The organism is Rahnella sp. ATs2, from assembly GCF_051851855.1.
Taxonomy (GTDB): Bacteria; Pseudomonadota; Gammaproteobacteria; order Enterobacterales; family Enterobacteriaceae; genus Rahnella; species Rahnella variigena.
This window is the reverse complement of record NZ_JBLYPL010000003.1, coordinates 129,448-149,884: the sequence shown is the minus strand read 5'-3', so window position 1 is coordinate 149,884 and position 20,437 is coordinate 129,448. Positions and strand designations below refer to the sequence as shown.

Below are 20,437 nucleotides of genomic sequence, written 5' to 3'. Positions count from 1 at the left end.
TTGTTTTCTCTCGTGTTGTGTATTTTCAACTACACTTTCTGCACCCCTACAGCGCCAAATAAAAGAGCGCGTTATGAATAACGAGAAAACATCATGATCATTTCTGCATCAACGGACTATCGCGCTGCGGCAAAAAGTAAACTGCCGCCATTCCTGTTTCATTACATCGACGGTGGCGCTTATAACGAGCACACGCTGCGTCGTAACACCGCCGATCTGGCTGATATCGCCCTGCGCCAGCGCATTCTGAAAAACATGTCGGATCTGAGTCTTGAAACCGAATTGTTTGGTGAAAAGCTGGCGATGCCTGTGGTGCTGGCACCGGTCGGGCTGACCGGCATGTACGCGCGACGTGGCGAAGTTCAGGCCGCCCGCGCCGCAGCAAAAAAAGGCATTCCGTTCACGCTTTCCACCGTTTCCGTTTGTCCGATTGAAGAAGTCGCACCGGCCATCGATCGCCCGATGTGGTTCCAGCTTTACGTGCTCAAAGACCGTGGATTTATGCGTAATGCGCTGGAACGCGCACAGGCCGCAGGCGTCAAAACGCTGGTGTTTACTGTTGATATGCCGGTGCCTGGCGCACGTTATCGTGATGCCCATTCCGGTATGAGCGGCCCGAATGCCGCCGCCCGCCGCATGTTACAGGCGGTGATGCATCCGCAATGGGCCTGGGATGTGGGTCTGAACGGTAAACCGCACGATCTGGGGAATGTCTCGGCCTATCGCGGTAAACCGACCACGCTGGAAGATTATATCGGCTGGCTGGGGGCGAACTTCGACCCGTCGATTTCATGGAAAGATTTAGAGTGGATCCGTGAATTCTGGAAAGGCCCGATGATTATCAAAGGCATTCTGGATCCGGAAGACGCGAAAGATGCGGTGAAATTTGGTGCAGACGGTATCGTGGTGTCGAACCACGGCGGCCGCCAGCTCGACGGCGTGCTTTCTACCGCGCACGCACTGCCTGCCATCGCCGATGCGGTAAAAGGCGACATCACCATTCTTGCCGACTCCGGTATCCGCACCGGTCTGGATGTGGTGCGCATGATTGCCCTTGGCGCAGACAGCGTATTACTGGGCAGGGCGTTTGTGTACGCGCTGGCGGCGGCGGGCGAGGCGGGCGTGATTAATCTGCTGAACCTGATCGAGAAAGAAATGCGCGTGGCGATGACCTTAACCGGCGCGAAATCGATATCTGAGATTAGCGCGGAATCGCTGGTGTACGGAAGAAGTTTGCGCTGATGCGGTCATTCCCGGGGACGTCTGCTATGACTGCCCCGGTCTTATCACTCTGCCACGCAATACCCGTTTCTTCCCGCATGTTTTGCCTGATACAAGGCGCTGTCAGCGCGCTTTAGCAACTTCAGCGCCGTCATTCCCGTTGCCCATTGCATGATGCCCTGACTGACCGTTATGGTTTCTGAAACCTGTGATAACGCATGGGGAATAGCGGCTTTTTCGACACTTTCCTTGATGCGTTGCGCGATCACTGTTGCGTCGTTGGCACCCGCGTTGTGGAGCAGAATGACGAATTCCTCGCCACCGTAGCGGGCGACCAGATCAGCCGGTTGCCGGACGACATTCTTGAAGCATTCTGCGATGCCCACCAGACAGCTATCTCCCGCCTGATGACCGTAATGGTCGTTGTATTTTTTGAAGAAATCGACGTCAATCATGATCAGTGAAAAGGTGCCACCCGAACGTTCTGTCTGAGCAATAAGTTGTTCGAGCTGGTTATCAAGCTGGCGACGGTTTGCTACACCCGTCAGCGGATCGTAATGCGCCAGATTATCCAGCTTACTGACCAGCAGCTGGTTATCACATTCCCGGCGAATCGAGAGCACAAACCAGCGGCTCAGCATGATACGACCGGTTTCGAACAGGGCACTGGCGATCAGAATCGCCGCAACTTCTAATACCGGAATGGTGTTGTCACGAAAAATCAAATGTATAAACAGTGATAACCACAGCGGCGCGATGAAGCTGTAAAGGACAGGCATGGTCGGATAGAGCGCAATCAGCGCGGTAAAAATCAGCATGCAGAACAGAGGAAAGACCATTTGCTGCTGCGCATCGCTGGCCAGCATGTAGTGGAACACCACCGCCCAGTACAATCCCACCAGAAAAGCCAAGGCCATCGCCGGTGTGCGCGAACGGATGAAACGTAACACTGGCAGTGCAATGACAAAAAACACTAAAAAAATTAGCGACAACTTGTCCAGCACCGGTCCGGCAATCGCCACGTCGGCGTGCGGATCGAGCAAAAGTCTGAACTGGTGGCGACCAAACAGAAAAAGTACAAAACATAAATTTGCGATCATCAGCCAGATACCGCTGGTACGCAGTGCCGCTTTTTTATAATGATCCAGCATGGCGTTAAACGCAGTGTCTTGCAGCGTGTGAGTGGTCTTTTGCATGGCTTTCCTTAACTTCGTCTTCGTGGATAGTGTAGACGAAGAAGAGTTTTTACTCCTCCCCCTGCTAAGAGGCAGGCGGGGAGGGGGTTTTAAGGACGAACCGATGTACAAAGCAGACATCAACTTCTTGATTTTTCAGTAATACCCCACCCCAACCCTCCCCTTCGCAGGGGAGGGAGTTGTCCGGTTCGCGCACACAGGCCAGCAGTTGTTCTGTTGTAATCGCCGCAACAGACTCTTCATTCAGCTCTGGCGCAGCCGCAAACTCCCTCAGCCATTGCTGCCTCGCTGCTTCCAGCCTGTCAGCAGGCCTGACTCCCAGCGATTCCCGCAGCGCGCCGCGTTTCTCCTCCAGCGCCTGCGGGGTGATGCTGTTAATCATGGCGGGGATCTGCGCGATAAACGCATCAATAAACCCCAGCAACGCTTGCGCGTCATATACGGGTGACTGTAAGGCAAACAAAATACCGGACTGGCGCGCGGTCTGATGGAAACGGCAACTGACCACATAGCCAATATTCTTTTCAACGCGGTATTGCTGGAAGAATGCTGGCTCAAGAAAAGAAGCCAGAATCTGTGTGGCGGCCAGACATACGGCGGTGTTTTCCTTCAGCGGCATGAACACCAGTACTGCCGCGTCATCACCCGAGGTCGCGAATTCATGTGACTTTTCGGACGAGCCGCAGATCACTTCCGGCAGTTTTGCGAGCAGCGTGCGGATCGCAATCTCCGACTCTGCCTTACGTTGCTCCTGTTCAAAAAGCCGTTCGCCCTGTGTCAGCGCTATAGCCGAGGGCGAGCGCAGCAGCGCACGTGCTGTGGAGAGCGTACGTGTTACCCATTCCTGCGGCCCGCTGAGCTGCAATAATCCGTTTCCCTGAACATGGGTAAAGACCAGCGAATTGCCTTCATGAGCAGATTGCGCACTAAGGGCGCGCAGACAGGCACGGGCGATACAGGCCTGATGTAAGGTCAGGGGCGCACCGGTGGTATGCACCCTTTCGTCTGTTTTGTGCACAATTCCATCGGGTGGGAGATGAAAAGCAAAAGATGATTTTGTGACATTGTCACTTATCCCGTCCCACTCAGCGAAACTCACTGGCAGGTTGAAACCTTGTGCGGGCGTGCTTTGCCCCTGAACATCTGGCGCAATCCACAGTCGCGTCATGTTCCGCGGATGCAACTCAGCGAGTAATGTTTGCCAGCCATTTTGGGTGGCGGGCGGAAAGTCCAGCGTTCGCGTGCGCAGCTGATCCAGCGGCGTTAAACGGCTGAAATCGCGATGTGCGAGGGCTGCATAATGTTGCAGATGTGCCGCGCTTAAATCGCGGAACTGTTGCAGCCACAGGCAGAACAGCGTTTCGATGCGGGCGCGCAAACCGGGCGAAGTCTCGCAGACCAGAAATTCAACGCTGAGAATAGCGTCACGCTCTGATGCATACGGCAGCGAAACCCGCACATCATCGGCCAGCGCCTGCGTCCGCAAGATGTCCAGCAAACTATTCGTTGCCTCGTCTGTCAGTAGCTGACGCAATAAGGTCAGGGCAGGGCAATGCGTGACCGGGAACGAAAAACGCAGCCGCGGTGAACCGTCAAGACGCAGCTGAAGATGGCGTTTGTCGCGTAATACAACAGGCTGAGCGGGTGCCGGCTGATAACCGTTGCGGGCTGAAAAGGCATTGCCGTAACGTTCTGCCAGCGCGGTCAGTTCTGTGAAAGATTGCGGGCCCTGCAGCCACAGCGTGAGATGACCTGCGGTGAAAAATTGCTGATGATAGTGCGTAAGCGCCCGTTGCAGTGCGGGAATATCCTCGCCGAAAGAGGCACGGCTACCGACGTGAAAATCGTGCAGCCGCGCCGGAGCGTTAAACGCCAGACTCAGCGCCGCATTACACAGCGAGTCTGCATGGCCGGTCAGCATGGTGTATTCGGCGTCAATGACAGACACTTCCTGCCTGACTGAATCCTCTGCCAGCAGCGGTTGCGCCAGCATATCCACCAGCCGTGCCAGACCCGCTTCAAATTTTGCCGGTGTCATGTCGAAAAACCATGCCGTGGCATTCGCGTGCGTGGTGGCGTTGAGTTTTGCGCCTTCCGCCTGCGCCCACATCATCAGCCGTTCATCACCCTGAAACTCACGACTTCCGGCAAACACGACGTGCTCGAACAGGTGCGCCAGACCGGGAAACGCGGGCGGTTCGTGATGACTTCCGGCATCAAGGTGAATGAGTGCGGCAGCACGCGAGGCCTGCGGGTCGTGAAGCATGTTAACCCGCAGGCCGTTCGCCAGCGTCAGTGACTGCACGTCAGGCAGCATCAGCGTTTCAGCCTTTGAAGATCAGTTGCGAGTTCGCGCGGTTGCGGAACTGGAGCTGATTGATCTGAATGTTGGTGCAATTCGCCTGCTCGCGTGCGGCGAGGATCATGCCGTGATGTTCAGATTTGGAGCACACCGGATCGGCGTTATCAGCATTGCCGGTCAGCATAAATGCCTGACAGCGACAGCCGCCGAAATCTTTCTCTTTTTCAGAGCAGGAACGGCAGGGTTCCGGCATCCAGTCGAAGCCACGGTATTTGTTAAAGCCGAAGGAGTCGTACCAGATTTCCTGCAGGGTATTTTCCAGTACCGATGGGAATTCCACCGGCAGCTGGCGCGCGCTGTGGCACGGCAGCGCCATGCCTTCCGGCGTGACACTTAAGAAAATCGCGCCCCAGCCGCCCATGCAGCCTTTCGGACGTTCTTCGTAATAATCCGGCGTCACAAACAGCAAATTCGCCAGATTACCGGTTCCGGCCATTTTCTCGCGGTACTGATGTACCACGTCTTCGGCGCGGGCGATCTGCTCCCGGGTCGGCAGCAACCCTTCGCGGTTGAGCTGTGCCCAGCCGTAAAACTGACAAGTCGCCAGTTCGACATCGTCGGCGTCCAGCTCAATGCTCAGGTCGATAATTTTGTCGATCTGATCGATGTTATGGCGGTGCAGCACGAAGTTCAGCACCATCGGATAACCGTGGGCTTTTACTGCTTTTGCCATCGCCAGCTTTTGCTGGAAAGCTTTAGCATTGCCCGCCAGCGCGGCGTTCAGCTCTTCGTCGCTGGCCTGAAAGCTGATCTGAATATGATCCAGGCCGGCTTGTGCAAACGCATCGATTTTCTTTTCCGTCAGCCCGATCCCGGACGTGATCAGGTTGGTGTAAAAACCCAGATCACGCGCAGCGCGGATGAGCTCCGGCAAGTCTTTACGCACCAGCGGTTCGCCGCCGGAGAAACCGATTTGCACCGCGCCCATTTCCCGCGCTTCTTCAAACACCTTGATCCACTGGGCGGTGGTCAGTTCTTTTTCCTGTTTGGCGAAATCAAGCGGATTCGAGCAATACGGGCATTGCAGCGGGCAGCGGTAAGTCAGTTCGGCCAGCAGCCACAGTGGCGGTTTGACCGCAGGTTTAAGCAGGTTCACGGAAGGTAATCCACTTTTGTGCATGGGCCTGAGCGAAGAAATCTTTGACGTCATCATTCACGCCACCGGCTTCAGGGAAGCGCTCATTCAGCTCATCAATGATATTGGCAATCGTCCGCTCGCCGTCGACCAGTTGCAAAATAAACGTCGCACTGTCGTTGAGTTTTGCCATGCCTTCCGGATACAAAATCACGTGGCAGTCCTGCGTTTTTTCAAATTGCATGCGGTAGCCGCGGCGGAACATCGGCGTGTAGTGTTCGGTAATGGTGATCACAGAAGTCGTCCTTTGTGCCAGACCGCCAATTGCGTCACGCTGTGGTACGGCGGGCGGTTAAGTTCGTAAGCCAGGGTCATGGAATCGAGCATGCTCCACAGAATGTCGAGTTTGAATTGCAGGATTTCCAGCATACGCTGTTGTTTTTCAACGGTATCGCAGTATTCCAGCGCCAGTTGCAGGCCGTGTTCGACGTCGCGATTCGCCTGACTCAGACGGCTGCGGAAATAGCCGTAACCCTCTTCCTCGATCCATTTGTAATGCTGCGGCCAGGTGTCGAGACGCGCCTGATGGATTTGCGGGGCAAACAGTTCAGTCAGCGAGCTGCACGCCGCTTCCTGCCAGACGGCGCGGCGGGCAAAGTTGACGTAGGCATCGACGGCGAAACGCACGCCCGGCAACACCATTTCTTCTGACAGCAGCACATCACGATCCAGACCGACCGCTTCACCCAGTCGCAGCCAGGCTTCGATACCGCCTTCACTGCCGTCATAACCGTCGTGATCAAGAATACGCTGCACCCATTTGCGGCGGGTCAGGGGATCCGGACAGTTAGCCATAATAGCCGCGTCTTTCAGCGGAATGCTGGTCTGATAATAGAACCGGTTCGCTACCCAGCCCTGAATTTGCTCGCGCGTCGCCTGACCATTGTGCATCGCAATATGGTAGGGATGATGGATGTGGTAGAACGCGCCTTTGGCACGCAGCGCCTGTTCAAATTCTTGCGGCGTCATCGGTGACGTCGGGTGTGAAGAAGTCGTCATAATCGTATTTACCTAAAGTTCGATGCGCATCCCGTCCCGGCTGACTTCAATATTTTGCTGCGTCAGCGCCTGCCGCTCGGCAGAGGATTCATTGAGGATCGGGTTGGTATTATTAATATGGATGAGAATTTTGTGTTCCGCCGGAAGGGAAGAAAGCAGGGCAATCAGCCCCTGTTCTTCGGCAAGCGCCAGATGGCCCATGTCTTTGCCGGTATTGCGGCCAACGCCGGTGGTCGCCAGCTCGTTGTCCTGCCACAGCGTGCCGTCAATCAGCAGGCAGTCAGCTTTATTGAGCCACTTCATCAGCTCGTCGTCTGGCTCGCCCAGACCCGGTGCGTACAGCAGCGAGGTGCCGGTTTTCGTGTCTTCAATAAACAGAGCGATATTGTGGCCGGGGAGCGGTTTGCCGCGGTATTTCGAATAAGGCGGTGCGTTGCTCAGCAGCGGAATGGCAGTGAATTTCAGATCCGGGCACACGGCCACGGAGAAGCTGTTCTCCGGTTCGATAGCGTGGTGTTGCAGGCCGCCATTCCAGTGCGAAAGCATGGTGAAAATCGGGAAGCCGGTAGTGAGATCGTCGTGGACTTCCGGCGTACACCACACCTGATGCGGGCAGCCTTCGCGCAAATTCAGCAGACCGGTGCAGTGATCAATCTGGCTGTCGGTCAGGATGATGGAACCGATGGCGGTGCCGCGCAAAACGTCGTGTTTAATCAGTTCGGGCGTGGCGGCAATCTGGTGGCAAATGTCCGGCGAGGCGTTACACAGCACCCAGTCTCTGCCGTTGTCGCTGACGGCGATAGAAGATTGCGTGCGCGCTGAGGTTTTCATGGTGCCATTGCGCACACCCTGACAGTTGCTGCAATTGCAGTTCCACTGCGGGAAGCCGCCGCCAGCCGCTGAACCAAGTACGATAATTTGCATGTGTGAACCAGGGGAAAGGGAAGGAAGATGCCCACAGCGAACCGTGGGCATAAGGGCTTAGCGGTTAGAAATGTACAGCGTCACTTCTAAGCCTAAACGCAGGTCTTCGAAAGAAGGTTTAGTCCACATGATAACGTCCTCTTGGTGATTACAGTTTTAAGTTCACTGCCGCTTTCATTGCGGCAGGTGATCGGCTTATTGTCAAATATCGCCGGTTTGGCTACAAAAATGTTGCGATGGTGCCAGACCGATATTGCCCTGTAAGCCACAGGGATTAGCGCAAAACGCCGGATGAAAAACTATTCACCCCACGTTTGCTTTAATACTTTCAGCCAGTTGCGGTACGCGATTTTTTCGATAAGCGGCTTGCTGTAGCCCGCATCAGACATGGCCTGCAACAGAACGGGCAGTCCGGCAACATCACCCAGCGCGTCCGGCACATTGATACCGTCGAAATCCGAACCAAAACCGACATTTTCTTCGCCCAGTTTACCAATAAGGTTATCAAGATGTTTAACAATTTCGGTGATCGGGGTATCGCCATTGCGTTTTCCATCGGCACGCAGAAACGCGGTGCCGAAATTCACGCCAACAAAGCCGTCACTTTCGGCAATGGCGGCCAGTTGTTTATCGGTCAGATTACGCGGTTGCGGGCATAACGCATGGACATTGGAATGAGTGGCGACCAGCGGGGCATCGCTGAATTTTGCTGTCTGCCAGAAGGCTTTTTCGTTCATGTGCGAGACATCGAACAGAATTTTTTTGCGGTTGCATTCACGCAGTAAATCAAGCCCGGCGGGCGTCAGGCCATCACCGGTATCCGGCGAACCTGGAAAATCACCTTTGACTCCAGTACCAAACTGATTGGGTAAATTCCACAGCGGCCCGATGCTGCGCAGCCCTTTTTCATACCAGACTTCCAGCCGTGAATAGTCATCGCCCAGCGCTTCCGCGCCCTCGATATGCATCACCATTGCCAGTACGCCCTGAGCCATACAATGCTCAATTTCGGCGACCGTCCGGCAGATTTTTGCCCGCCCGGATGACTGCGTTTCAAGGCGTTCAAGCAATGAAATCTGCGCCTGCGTGATGGCTAACGCGTCATGCGGTTCTGGCGGAGAATTTGGCTTCAGTTGCGGCATATACGAAGCAGGTGGTACGAAAATGGCAAATAAACCGCCTGCGAAACCGCCGAGGCGACAACGCCTGAGATCGAGATGCCCTTCAAGTGCGCCATCAAGAAACTGAGCAGCAGGATCTGCTGCGTCATGCAGCCACAAGCGAAGTAACAGGTCGTTATGACCGTCAAAGACAGGGGGATTAGGGATGGTGTTCATGATGTTAATGGTACTTTATAAAAGCACGAAAATGTATGCGGAATATGTAATGGTTTGTTTGGGGGATGTTAAGTGATTTGACTGACTTGTTTTCATGTGGAGGTGAAAGAAAAATACGGCTTTGACCTTTTGTCTGTTGGTCAGGCAAATCTCAGTCAGCTCCCTCCCCTGCGAAGGGGAGGGTTGGGGTGGGGTATTAAGGTCAAAATCCAATAGTTAAAGTGTGCTTTTACAAAGAATTAGCCATTAAAACCCCCTCCCAACCTCCCCCTTCGCAGGGGGAGGAGCAAACAGAAAACATTCTGCATTTGAATTATTGCTGCGGCCTCAGCAAATCAGAAACTATAGCTCGCTGTCACCGACACATTCCTCGGTTCACCGTAAACCACATACTGGTTCACGCTGGTGTCATATTCCTTGTCGAACAGGTTGTTGATATTGCCCTGCACGGCCAGCTGTTTCGTAACCTGATACCGGCTGAACAGATTGACCAGCGCGTAGCTGCCTTGCTCTGCATAACGGGTGCCGTTGCCGCTCGGTCCAGGGACGTCCTGCCAGACGTGAGTCTGCCAGTTCACGCCACCGCCGACGGTCAGATCCTGCAACATCGGCAGACGGTAGCTGGAGAACAATTTCAGCTGGGTGCGCGGCAGTTGCGGGTTAACCGCATCACCGTTTTCATCTTCTGCAATGTAACGGGTGCCGCCGAACGTCATCTGCCAGTTATCGGCCAGTGCGCCGTTCACTTCAAATTCCACGCCACGGCTGACGGTGCCGTCTTTCCCTTCATAGGCCGTATCGGTCGAGCCCGGGATTGTACGTCCGGTAGTCTGCGCAACGTTGTCCAGTTCTGCGCGGAAAATGGAAACGGACGCTGTCAGGCGGCTGTTAAACCAGTCAGATTTCACACCGGCTTCGTAGTTTTTACCGATAACCGGGGAAAGATACGCGCCGTTGATATCACGGTAAGTCTGCGGCTGGAACACCGAGGTGTAGCTCGCGTAGGTCGACCAGGTATCGTTGATGTCAAACACCAGACCGGCATACGGCGTGATGTTGTTCTTCTCGATCTGATCGGTCAGCGTGTGCGAGTTCCAGTTGGTGTAACGCGCCCCGACGATCAGGTGCAGCGGATCGGCCAGTGATAGACGTGTTGCAACATACGCCGACTTTTGACGGATAGTGTCGTCTTCGGCCAGAGAACGCGGGTTCCAGTCGGTCTCAGGGAACTGTCCGTTGAAATCATTAAAGTTGCCGAGCTCTTCGGTGGAAATATTGGCAAAGGAGCTGTAATAGGTGTTCTGCTGTTTGCTGTAGCTCACGCCGGTCATCAGCTCGTGCTGACGGCCAAACAGCTGGTACGGACCGCTGGCAAAGGCATCGACACCATCGACTTTACGCTTACCGGTGTTGTAGCCGGTACCCGCAACGACCGGATATCCGGCATAGGCAGATTCACCGACGCCGGTGGTTTTATCAAATGTGCCGTCGATATACATCATCTTAGAGTCGATGTGCGATTCGGTATGCGTGCCGTTCAGGGTCGCCTGCCAGCCGTTGTCGAAGGACTGTTTCAGGGTGGTGAACAGTTTGGTGGTTTCTTTATCGCTGTAAGCCCAGTCAGGTGCCGAGTTAAAACCACGGCGATAGTCTGTTTTGCTGCCGTCCAGATACCAGCGCGGCATTCCGCCCCAGGTGGGGCTGTCGGTGTTGGTTTGCTGGAATTCGTAGCCCGCCGAAAGCAGGGTGGAATCGGTCAGGTCAGCATCCACGGTGGCATACACGAATTTTTTGGTCGCGCCGTAACGTTCAACGTAGCTGTTTTTATCCTGATAACCGGTGACAAGACGGCCGCGCACGCTGCCGGATTCATTCAGCGGGGTAGATAAATCCGCCACATAGCGTTGTTTGTTCCAGCTGCCGTAACTGGCGGAAACATTGCCGGTGAACTCTTTACTGTCGGCATGTTTGCGCACCTGGTTGACGGACGCTGACGGATTCCCCGGACCGGTCATCAGGCCGGTCGCGCCACGGACGACTTCGATACGATCATATATGGCCGTGTCCGACTGGGAATCGCCAATGTCCCAGCGTGGGTCAAAGGTGGTCGGGATGTTATCAACCATGTAGTTGTCGATCAGAAAACCGCGCGCGTAGTAGGTACGGCGGTCAAGGTCAGAGACACTTTCCTGGATCCCGGTGGTGTTTCGCAGCACATCACCCAGCGACTGAAGCTGCTGATCCTGCATACGTTGTGTGCTGATAATGCTGACGGACTGCGGGATATCGCGTGCAGTCAGCGCCATTTTGGTGCCTGCGGTGGTAACCGGCACACTGTAATCGGTCGCTGAGGTATCTGCCGCGCTGGTGTCGTTCTGACCGGTGACGACAACCGTGTCTTCAGCGGTTTTTTTTGCGCTGGCTTCTGCTGCATAAGCACTATGCAATGAAGATGAAACCAGCAGGGCAATGATGGAAAGTGAAAGTTTCTTTCCTGAATTGTTTTGAGGATTTTCCTTAACACTCCTGACGGCGTAATTCCCTGTAAAATTTGACATAAGTATTCTCCACGCGGTTATTTTCTTATTTTTTAAGCCACTGCATTTTTTTATGAATACGGCTTTATCAGCATGAGCAAACCCCGCCAGGATCCCCCGTAACAAGGGCTGGAGAAGATAAAATGAGCATGGTTAATAAAACGAATGAGAATAATACGCATTGGGTTTACTGCTGTAAATAAATATTACAGGCGGGGGGAGAGGGTGCGTGGGTTGGCCGCCCACACCGATAGCCGCAACGCTCCCTCCCCTGCGAAAGGGAGGGTTGGGGTGGGGTATTAAAAACAAATTAAGAAGCAGGAGTTTGCTCTGACCAGAACAAACAGTGTTTGCGCTTAAAACCCCCTCCCAGCCTCCCCCTTCGCAGGGGGAGGAGCAAAGATAAAAAACAGTGTGCCGTTGAATTTAAGATCGTGCGGGCGATTCAGAAATCTTGCTGAACGAAGCGGCTTCGAGACCTATGGCTCGAAGACCGAGAGAAGGAACCGCGCAGCGGCAAGATTTCCAGCCTGTCTCTGCGGCAACTGAAACATAGCCAGCGAGCGGTAGCGCTGGTTGTAAAAGCGGGGAGAGATCCAAGAGAGGGAAAGCACTTCCCTCTCTTGGGCGGTTTCGGCACGAAAGGCTACGTGATAACCGTTGTTAAGAAACCGAAATATTCTCGATCCAGCCTTCACGGCGAGTGAGAACAATTTGCAATTAAAAATCCACCTTTTAGCCATTAAGAAATCTAGACATCTAAACGTTCGTTTTGTAGAGTGTCATCACCTGCCGTGTTAACGATTGATTCGGCTAAGAAAAATACGATGGTGGTGACACAATGTTCAGTAACATTCAAATCCTCGATGGCGGCATGGGTCGCGAACTGGCCCGGATGGGCGCTCCTTTTCGTCAGCCTGAATGGTCTGCGCTGGCGCTGATAGAGGCTCCGCAGTTTGTGCGTGCCGCGCATGATGCCTTTATCGCTGCCGGTTCTCAGGTGATCACCACCAACAGCTACGCCGTCGTGCCGTTCCACGTCGGGGACGATGTTTTTGCTGAGCAGGGCGCGGCGCTGATCGCTCTTTCCGGCAAACTGGCGCGCGAAGCGGCGGATGCGGCTCCGGCTAAGGTGCTCGTTGCGGGTTCGCTTCCTCCGGTTCTGGGTTCTTATCGCCCGGATCTGTTCGAACCGGTGGCGGCTAAAAAATTACTTCAGGTGCTGGTGGATAACCTGACCGGTAACGTCGACGTCTGGCTGGCGGAAACACAGAGTTCTGTGGCGGAAGTTGAAGCGGTGCGTGATGTGCTGGGCGATGACCCCCGTCCGCTGTGGCTGTCCTTCACTTTGCAGGACAATCTTGATCCGCAGGGCAATGCGCTGCTGCGTTCCGGCGAATCCATTGCTGAGGCGGTGAATGCTGCACTGCGGATTTCTGCCGGTGCGGTGCTGTTCAATTGCAGCCGACCGGAAGTCATGGCGACGGCGGTGAAAACCGCACGCGCTGCACTGACCGCGCAGGGATCGGCGCTTGATATCGGTGTCTATGCCAACGCCTTTGAACCTTCCGATAACACGCGCGGTGCCAACGAAGGGCTGAGCAAAATGCGTCAGGACACCGATCCTGCCGGATACCTCGATTTCGCCAAAGACTGGGTGGCGCAGGGCGCAACGATGGTTGGCGGCTGCTGCGGCATCGGGCCGGAACATATTGCGGCGCTGAAAAAAGCCTTCGTTAAATAACGTCCATAAAAAGAAAAAATCACATTTTTATTCTGAAGGCATCCTTCGGAGACAGGGGAAACACATGATTGATCGTCGTTCGTTTATTAAAAGTGCGGGGGCACTTACCGTTGCTGCGGCAACGCATTCTCTGTGGCTGGGAAATGCTTTTGCTGCGGAGACAGATAAACCGAAAAAGGGCGGCCATCTGGTCGTCGGCGTGGATAACGCCTCAAGTACTGACCGTCTGGATCCTGCGTTCTGGTTCGAAACTTATATGTATTTCGTCGGCTCGCAGATGTTTAACAATCTGGTGGAAATCGACGAAAACGCGAAGCTCGCGCCGTCGCTGGCCGAGTCGTGGGCTTCCACTGACGGCAGCAAAACCTGGGTGCTGAAAATACGTCAGGGCGTGCAGTTCCATGACGGTCGCTCACTGGGCGCGAAAGACGTGGTGTATTCCCTTAATCACCATCGTGGCGAGAAATCCACGTCGCCGGTGAAAGGGTATCTGGATCCGGTCAGTTCCATTGAAGCCACCGGTGAACATGAAGTGACGATCAAACTCACCGCGCCGGACGTCGAATTCGTCTGGCTGCTGAGCGCCGTGCATTTCGCCATTACCGCTGAAAACGAAAGCTTTGATAAAGGCATCGGTACCGGCGCCTTTATCCTGGAGAAATTCCAGCCAGGCGTCACCACGCTGACCAAACGCAATCCGAACTACTGGAACAGCGAACGCGGTCATGTCGATTCGGTCGAAACGCTGGCAATGAACGATTCTACTGCCCGTGTGGCCGCGCTGGTCAGCGGATCGGCGCAACTGATTAACCGCGTGAATCCGCGCATTGTCAGCCGCATCGAGCGTATGCCGAACCTGAAACTGGTGCGTGCCAAAGACAGCATGATTTACACCTTCCCGGGGCTGTCGAATCTCGCGCCGTTCGATAATGTTGATGGCCGTCTGGCGCTGAAATACGCCATTGATCGTCAGAAAATAATCGACACCGTGCTCGGCGGTTATGCCAGCGTGGCGAATGACAACCCGATCTTCCCGTCGAACCGTTACTTCGCGAAAGACATTCCGCAGCGGCCGTACGACCCAGAAAAAGCGCAATTCCACTGGAAGAAGTCTGGTTTCAGCGGTCCGCTGATGCTGAATGTGGCGGATGCCGGTTTCCCCGGCGCAGTCGATGCCGGTCAGATTTATCAGCAATCCGCGGCCAAAGCGGGCATTAACCTGAATGTGGTACGCGTGCCGGACGATGCGTTCTGGAATGACATCTGGCAGAAGAAAGCCTTTGTTTCGTCTAACTGGGCGAACCGTCCGACTGCCGATGCGCTGCTTTCACTGGTGTTCACCAGCCAGTCTTCGTGGAACGAATCGGCGTGGCATGTGCCTGAGTTCGATGCGATGGTGAAAGCCGCACGCGGTGAACCGGACGAAGCGCGCCGCAAGCAGATTTATCACGATATTCAGGTGATGCTGGTCGATCAGGGCAGCGAAATCATTCCGCTGTATGCCGATGCGCTCGACGGCTGTTCTTCCAAAATCAAAGGGTTTACCTCCGTTCCGGGGATGCCGCTGAGTGGCAACCGCGCGGCGGAAAAAGTCTGGATCGAAGGCTGAACCGGGTAAAAATATGTCTGACTTATCTGCACAACAGAAAGCGACTCAACGGCCTGCGGGCCGTTTTTCGCAACCTCATTCCGGCCTTCTGAGCATGGTGCTGGTGCGCCTGTTTTATGGCGTGCTGGTGGTACTCGCGGTCTCGGTGCTGATTTTTGCCGGTGTGCAGCTGCTGCCGGGAAATGCCGCGACGGCCATTCTGGGCCAGAGCGCGACGCCGGATGCCATTCGCGAACTGAATCTCCAGCTCGGGCTGGATAAACCGGCTGTCAGTCGCTATCTGAGCTGGTTGTTTGGCGTGCTGCACGGTGATTTCGGCACCAGTTTTTCTACCCGTGAAGCCATCAGCGGTCCGCTGTTTACCCGTCTGGGCAATACGCTGTTTCTGGCCGGATGCACCGCGGCGATTGCGGTTCCGCTGGCGCTGCTGATCGGGTTTATCTCAGTGCGCTATCACGGCAGTGTTATCGATACGCTGCTCAATGTGATCACCCGTGCGACGGTTGCGCTGCCTGAGTTTTTCTCCGGTTATCTGCTGATCCTGATTTTTGCCATCACGCTGGCGTGGGCGCCAAGCAACAGCAGTATCACGGCAGATATGCCGCTGACGGCCAAACTTTCTGCGATTTCCCTGCCGTGTGCCACGCTGGTGCTGGCGATCCTCGGGCATATGAGCAACATGACCCGTGCTGCGCAAAGTTCGGCGTATGTCGACACTGCGCTGCTGAAAGGGTTGTCGCCGTCGCGCATTTTGTGGCGTCACGTTTTACCCAATGCTATCGGGCCGATTATTAACGTCGTGGCGATTAATCTGGCGTATCTGATGGTTGGCGTGGTGATTGTCGAAAACGTGTTTGTGTATCCGGGACTCGGACAATACATGGTCGACAGCATCAGCAAGCGTGATATTCCGGTGATGCAGGACTGCGCGCTGTTACTGGCCGGTATTTATATCCTGCTGAATTTGCTGGCAGATGTGATGGCGCTGATCTCAAATCCGCGTTTACGCCACAACCGCTGAATCTTAGGAATAGTTGTCATGCCTGCTTTAAAACCTGCTTCGATTCTCGGCCTGCTGGTGCTGAGTCTGTTTATTGTTATCGCCATTTTTGCTCCGTGGCTGGCGCCTCATGCACCGGATCAGACGTTCGGTATGTCGTGGGATTTACCGGGACCCAACGCACTTCTTGGCACCGATAATCTCGGACGTGATCTGCTTTCCCGGCTGATCTGGGGCACACGCGTTTCCCTGGGCGTGACCGCGCTTGCGGCGCTGGTGGCGTTTATCGTCGGCTGTACGCTGGGCTTTATCGCCGGACTGCGCGGTGGCTGGCTGGATCAGGTGATTTCCCGCTGCAACGATATCGTGATGGCGATCCCGACGCTGATCCTGGCACTGATCGTGCTGGCTGTGTTACCTAAAACCATTCTGGTGCTGACGCTGGTGCTCGGCCTGCTGGAATCCACCCGCGTACTGCGTGTGGCACGCTCTCTCGCGGTGGATATCGGCGTGATGGAATTTGTCGATGTGGCGCGTCTGCGCGGCGAAAGCCTCGGCTGGATCCTGTGGCGGGTCATTTTACCGAATGCTTTACAGACGTTAATTGCCGAATTCGGCCTGCGTTTTATCTTCATCTTGCTGTTCCTTTCCGCGCTGTCTTTCCTCGGTTTAGGTGTTCAGCCACCGACCGCGGACTGGGGCGGACTGGCACGCGATAACAAAGACGGCATTCTGTTTGGTGTCTGGGCGGCATTAATTCCAGGCGGTGCCATTGCCGTGCTGGCGCTGGCGGTCAACGCAGTGGCGGACTGGCTGATGAGCGGTCAGCGTCGCGTCTGGGGGAAAAAAGCATGAATGAACCGTTACTGAACGTTGAAAACTTGTGTGTGGTTTCGCAGGGAAAAAGTCCGCGCACGCTGGTGGATAATGTCTCTTTTACCGTCAGACGCGGCGAAGTGCTCGGACTGATTGGTGAATCAGGTGCGGGCAAATCGACCATCGGACTGGCAATCCTCGGGCATTGCCGTCAGGGGATGCGCATTCAGTCAGGCAAGATTGCCTTCAGCGGGCAGGACCTGACGCAGCTTTCTGACCGACAGCTGCGTCAGGTGCGCGGCAGGCAAATTGCCTATGTGGCGCAATCTGCCGGTGCGGCGTTTAATCCGGCGATAACGCTCGGCGAGCAGGTGATTGAAGCAGCGCTGAAACACAATATTTTTAACCGCCAGCAGGCGCAGGCGAGGGCAATTGAGCTGTTCGAACAGCTTGGTTTGCCGGAGCCGCAGCAGTTTTATCAGCGCTATCCGCATCAGGTTTCCGGCGGCCAGTTACAGCGGGCGATGATTGCGATGGCACTTTGCGCGGGGCCGGAATTGCTGATTTTCGATGAGCCGACGACGGCACTGGATGTTACCACGCAGCTCGGCGTGCTTAAGGCTATCAGCGATGTCATTCGCCTTTCCGGCGTGGCGGCGATTTATATCAGCCATGATCTGGCGGTGGTCGCGCAGATAAGCCATCACATTATGGTATTGCAGCACGGCAAAATGGTGGAGCACGCGCCGACGGCACAACTGCTGGCTGAGCCTCAGCAGGATTACACCCGCCGCCTGTTACAGGCGCAGGGCAAGACTAAAACACCGCAAACCGGCGACGCGCCGCTGATGCTGACCATCAGTAATGTCAGCGCCCGCTATCACGCGCAGCCAGTGCTGCAAAACATCTCACTCAGTTTGCCACGAGGCCGCACGCTGGCGGTCATTGGTGAATCGGGTTCAGGCAAATCGACCCTCGGTAAAGTGATTTGCGGATTACTGGTGCCGGAATCAGGAGATGTCAGCCTTGAGCAGACCTTGCTGCCCGCCGGACTGCGTCAGCGCAGCCGCGTGCAATTGCGCGATGTGCAGATGATCCATCAGATCCCTGATACGGCGCTTAACCCGAAAGAGCGTATCGGCGGCCAGATTTCGCGCGTGCTGGCGTGCTTTACCACGCTGAACCGCAGTGAGCGTGAGGCGCGGGTAAAAGCTTTGCTGGCGCAAGTCGGGCTTAATGCTGAACTGGCCGGGCGTTTTCCGGATGCGCTTTCCGGCGGTCAGAAACAGCGCGTTTGTATCGCGCGGGCGCTGGCGGCTGAACCCAAAGTTATCGTTTGTGATGAGCCCACCTCGGCACTCGACCCGTTGGTCGCCCGCGATGTGCTGGCTTTACTGCGCCAGATCCAGCAAGACACCGGCATTTCTTATCTGTTCATCACTCACGACTTGCAGGTGGTGCGGGAAGTCGCCGATGACGTCGCGGTGCTTAAACAGGGCGTGATTGTGCGCCAGGGCCCGGTCAGCTCCACTCTGGCCGAGCCGCTGGACGATTACACCCGTGAATTGCTGCACTCCGTACCTGAGATGCGGGTCGGCTGGCTGGAAGAAATGTTTGCTAATTAATACTCGTCCTCCCCTTCGCCGGGGAGGAGAAATTTTTTGTTCAGTAACATGCCTTATCAGGTCATCCTTATTTACACTTTCCTAATATCCTCTTCGCTAAAGATTCCTTTATTTATACCGATAACCCTGTTGGATTAAATAAATATCTGCAAAGTAGTTCCTCTATGTAATCAATATTTTGAAATATTTTTTCATTGTATTTATTTTATTGGCCAGGAAACAAGGGAGAAGGAATGTTTAAAGCGATCAACAATATGCGTGTCGGTGCCCGTCTGGGTGCGGCATTTAGTCTGGTGATACTGCTGCTGATCATCGTCAGCGTAACGGCAGTGACGAAAATAAGCAGTATTAACAGCACTATCGAACAAATAGTCAGCGACCGTTATGTCAAAGTGCGGCTGGCATTTGATGTCCGTGACGGGGTGAACGATCAGATTAAATATCTACGCGGTATTGTCATCGATACCAAAAATCCTGAGCAAAATAAAAAACGTTATTTGCAGCTTGATGACACCGTTAAACAAACTAATTTAGCGATGGATAAAATCGCCGCTATCCAGACGACGGTGACAGGCAAGCAAAAGATTAAAGCATTGCAGGATGCGAGTGACACCTTTGAAGCTGCGAAAGAACAACTGGTCAATTTAGCGCGTGCCGGGGATATGGACGGCGCGACGGAATTCGTTCTGCGCAAACTGACTACGTCACAAAATGCTTATCTGGATCTGGCAACGGCGTTTGCCGACTCGCAGGATCAGCAGTTACAGAGCGAAGGCAAAACGGCGATTGCCGATGGCGCAACGGCGATTCAGCTGACACTGATTTTCTCCGCGCTGGCGATTCTGGTGGCGGCCGCGCTGGGCTTCTTCCTCACCCGTTCTATCACCCGTCCGCTGCATACTGCCGTAAAAGTGGCAGAAAACGTCGCGGCAGGGGATCTGACCACGCAAATCCACGTGACTTCAAACGATGAAACCGGTCAGCTCATGCAGGGACTGAAAAACATGAACGAAAACCTGCTGAAGATTGTGACCGAAGTGCGCGCGGGTACCAACGCGATCCACAGCGCCTCGGGTGAAATCGCGGCCGGAAACCTGGATTTGTCTTCACGCACCGAACAGCAGGCCAGTTCGCTGGAAGAAACGGCGTCGGCCATGGAGCAGATGACCGCGACTGTGAAGCAGAATGCCGATAACGCGCGTCAGGCCAATCAGCTGGCGGCGCAGGCTTCCCGCGTGGCTGTGCAGGGCGGAGAAGTGGTGGGCGAAGTGGTTCACACCATGGAAGGCATCAACGCGTCTTCACGCAAAATCGTCGATATCATTGCCGTAATTGACGGTATTGCTTTCCAGACCAATATTCTGGCGCTGAATGCTGCGGTTGAAGCCGCGCGTGCCGGTGAGCAGGGGCGCGGTTTTGCGGTAGTGGCTTCTGAGGTGCGGAATCTGGCGCAACGATCTGCCAGTGCTGCGAAAGAGATCAAAGTGCTGATTGACGATTCTGTAGCGAAAGTGGATAACGGCACGCAACTGGTCGCCAAAGCCGGTTCGACGATGGCGGAAGTGGTGTCCAGCGTGAAAAGCGTGACCGATATTGTGGGCGAAATCGCTATCGCCAGTAACGAACAAAGCACCGGCATTGAGGAAATTAATAAAGCCATTACGCAGATGGATGAAGTGACGCAGCAGAACGCCGCACTGGTTCAGGAAGCGTCGTCGGCAGCGTATTCTCTCAATGAGCAGGCGGAGCGTTTATCACAAGCCATCAGCATCTTTAAAGTCAGCGCAGGTTCTGCGACGGCGGCGGTGCGTAAGGCTGCTCACGCGAAAACACCGGCCTTGTTGTCAAACCGCCAGCCGGTTCCTGCCGTTGAAGAAGGTAACTGGGAAACCTTTTAAACTTCCGCATAGTTTCTGAAAAATTTCTGTTTTA

16 protein-coding genes are annotated in these 20,437 nt (G+C 54.8%); 7 read left to right on the top strand and 9 right to left on the bottom strand.

Features of this window, described 5'->3' with window-relative positions; translation table 11 throughout:
- Positions 1-93 precede the first annotated feature (93 nt).
- The gene (gene lldD / locus ACJY2G_RS03845; protein WP_112289147.1) at positions 94-1,242 is read left to right on the top strand and encodes an FMN-dependent L-lactate dehydrogenase LldD; all 1,149 of its coding nucleotides are present in this window, start codon (positions 94-96) and stop codon (positions 1,240-1,242) included.
- 44 nt (positions 1,243-1,286) lie between these two features.
- Here the strand turns inward: lldD and ACJY2G_RS03840 are convergent, their stop codons facing one another.
- The 9 genes from ACJY2G_RS03840 to fhuE form a co-directional block, all read right to left on the bottom strand.
- Positions 1,287-2,417, bottom strand: a complete 1,131-nt coding sequence (locus ACJY2G_RS03840) for a GGDEF domain-containing protein (protein WP_439291305.1) — start codon at positions 2,415-2,417, stop codon at positions 1,287-1,289.
- Between the two features lie 64 nt (positions 2,418-2,481).
- Positions 2,482-4,734 carry a pyrroloquinoline quinone biosynthesis protein PqqF gene (gene pqqF, locus ACJY2G_RS03835; protein WP_439291303.1) on the bottom strand — a complete coding sequence of 751 codons (2,253 nt, stop codon included), beginning with the start codon at positions 4,732-4,734 and terminating at the stop codon, positions 2,482-2,484.
- Between the two features lie 7 nt (positions 4,735-4,741).
- A complete protein-coding gene (gene pqqE / locus ACJY2G_RS03830) occupies positions 4,742-5,875 on the bottom strand; it encodes a pyrroloquinoline quinone biosynthesis protein PqqE (protein ID WP_369920764.1) in 1,134 nt (377 codons plus the stop codon).
- Positions 5,862-6,119: a pyrroloquinoline quinone biosynthesis peptide chaperone PqqD gene (pqqD, locus tag ACJY2G_RS03825; protein WP_232829931.1), complete on the bottom strand. Its 258-nt coding sequence runs from the start codon at positions 6,117-6,119 to the stop codon at positions 5,862-5,864. Before pqqD ends, pqqE begins: the two co-directional genes overlap by 14 nt.
- A 26-nt stretch (positions 6,120-6,145) precedes the next feature.
- Positions 6,146-6,913, bottom strand: coding sequence for a pyrroloquinoline-quinone synthase PqqC (gene pqqC / locus ACJY2G_RS03820; protein WP_120162222.1), 768 nt, complete (start codon positions 6,911-6,913; stop codon positions 6,146-6,148).
- A gap of 12 nt (positions 6,914-6,925) precedes the next feature.
- A complete protein-coding gene (gene pqqB, locus ACJY2G_RS03815; RefSeq protein ID WP_439291300.1) occupies positions 6,926-7,837 on the bottom strand; it encodes a pyrroloquinoline quinone biosynthesis protein PqqB in 912 nt (303 codons plus the stop codon).
- A 57-nt stretch (positions 7,838-7,894) separates the two neighbouring features.
- The gene (gene pqqA, locus ACJY2G_RS03810) at positions 7,895-7,966 is read right to left on the bottom strand and encodes a pyrroloquinoline quinone precursor peptide PqqA (protein ID WP_013578120.1); all 72 of its coding nucleotides are present in this window, start codon (positions 7,964-7,966) and stop codon (positions 7,895-7,897) included.
- Between the two features lie 170 nt (positions 7,967-8,136).
- A complete protein-coding gene (locus ACJY2G_RS03805) occupies positions 8,137-9,174 on the bottom strand; it encodes a dipeptidase (RefSeq protein ID WP_430319524.1) in 1,038 nt (345 codons plus the stop codon).
- 335 nt (positions 9,175-9,509) lie between these two features.
- On the bottom strand, positions 9,510-11,732 hold the full coding sequence (gene fhuE, locus ACJY2G_RS03800) for a ferric-rhodotorulic acid/ferric-coprogen receptor FhuE (RefSeq protein ID WP_430319525.1): 2,223 nt from the start codon (positions 11,730-11,732) through the stop codon (positions 9,510-9,512).
- Between the two features lie 820 nt (positions 11,733-12,552).
- On the opposite strand from fhuE, the gene ACJY2G_RS03795 reads away from it, so the two are divergent.
- The 6 genes from ACJY2G_RS03795 to ACJY2G_RS03770 all read left to right on the top strand — a co-directional run bounded on the left by ACJY2G_RS03795 (position 12,553) and on the right by ACJY2G_RS03770 (position 20,403).
- Positions 12,553-13,455 carry a homocysteine S-methyltransferase family protein gene (locus ACJY2G_RS03795; RefSeq protein WP_439291297.1) on the top strand — a complete coding sequence of 301 codons (903 nt, stop codon included), beginning with the start codon at positions 12,553-12,555 and terminating at the stop codon, positions 13,453-13,455.
- 67 nt (positions 13,456-13,522) lie between these two features.
- Positions 13,523-15,064 (top strand): ABC transporter substrate-binding protein, encoded by a 1,542-nt coding sequence (locus ACJY2G_RS03790; protein ID WP_439291404.1) that lies wholly within the window; start codon positions 13,523-13,525, stop codon positions 15,062-15,064.
- Between the two features lie 94 nt (positions 15,065-15,158).
- Positions 15,159-16,085 (top strand): ABC transporter permease, encoded by a 927-nt coding sequence (locus tag ACJY2G_RS03785; protein WP_439291403.1) that lies wholly within the window; start codon positions 15,159-15,161, stop codon positions 16,083-16,085.
- An 18-nt stretch (positions 16,086-16,103) separates the two neighbouring features.
- Positions 16,104-16,919, top strand: coding sequence for an ABC transporter permease (locus ACJY2G_RS03780; protein WP_439291295.1), 816 nt, complete (start codon positions 16,104-16,106; stop codon positions 16,917-16,919).
- Entirely contained in the window at positions 16,916-18,505 is a 1,590-nt protein-coding gene (locus ACJY2G_RS03775) for an ABC transporter ATP-binding protein (RefSeq protein ID WP_439291293.1), read from the top strand. The genes ACJY2G_RS03780 and ACJY2G_RS03775 overlap by 4 nt, the downstream gene beginning before the upstream one ends.
- A 233-nt stretch (positions 18,506-18,738) precedes the next feature.
- Positions 18,739-20,403 carry a methyl-accepting chemotaxis protein gene (locus tag ACJY2G_RS03770; RefSeq protein ID WP_430319529.1) on the top strand — a complete coding sequence of 555 codons (1,665 nt, stop codon included), beginning with the start codon at positions 18,739-18,741 and terminating at the stop codon, positions 20,401-20,403.
- The last annotated feature ends 34 nt before the right edge of the window (positions 20,404-20,437 follow it).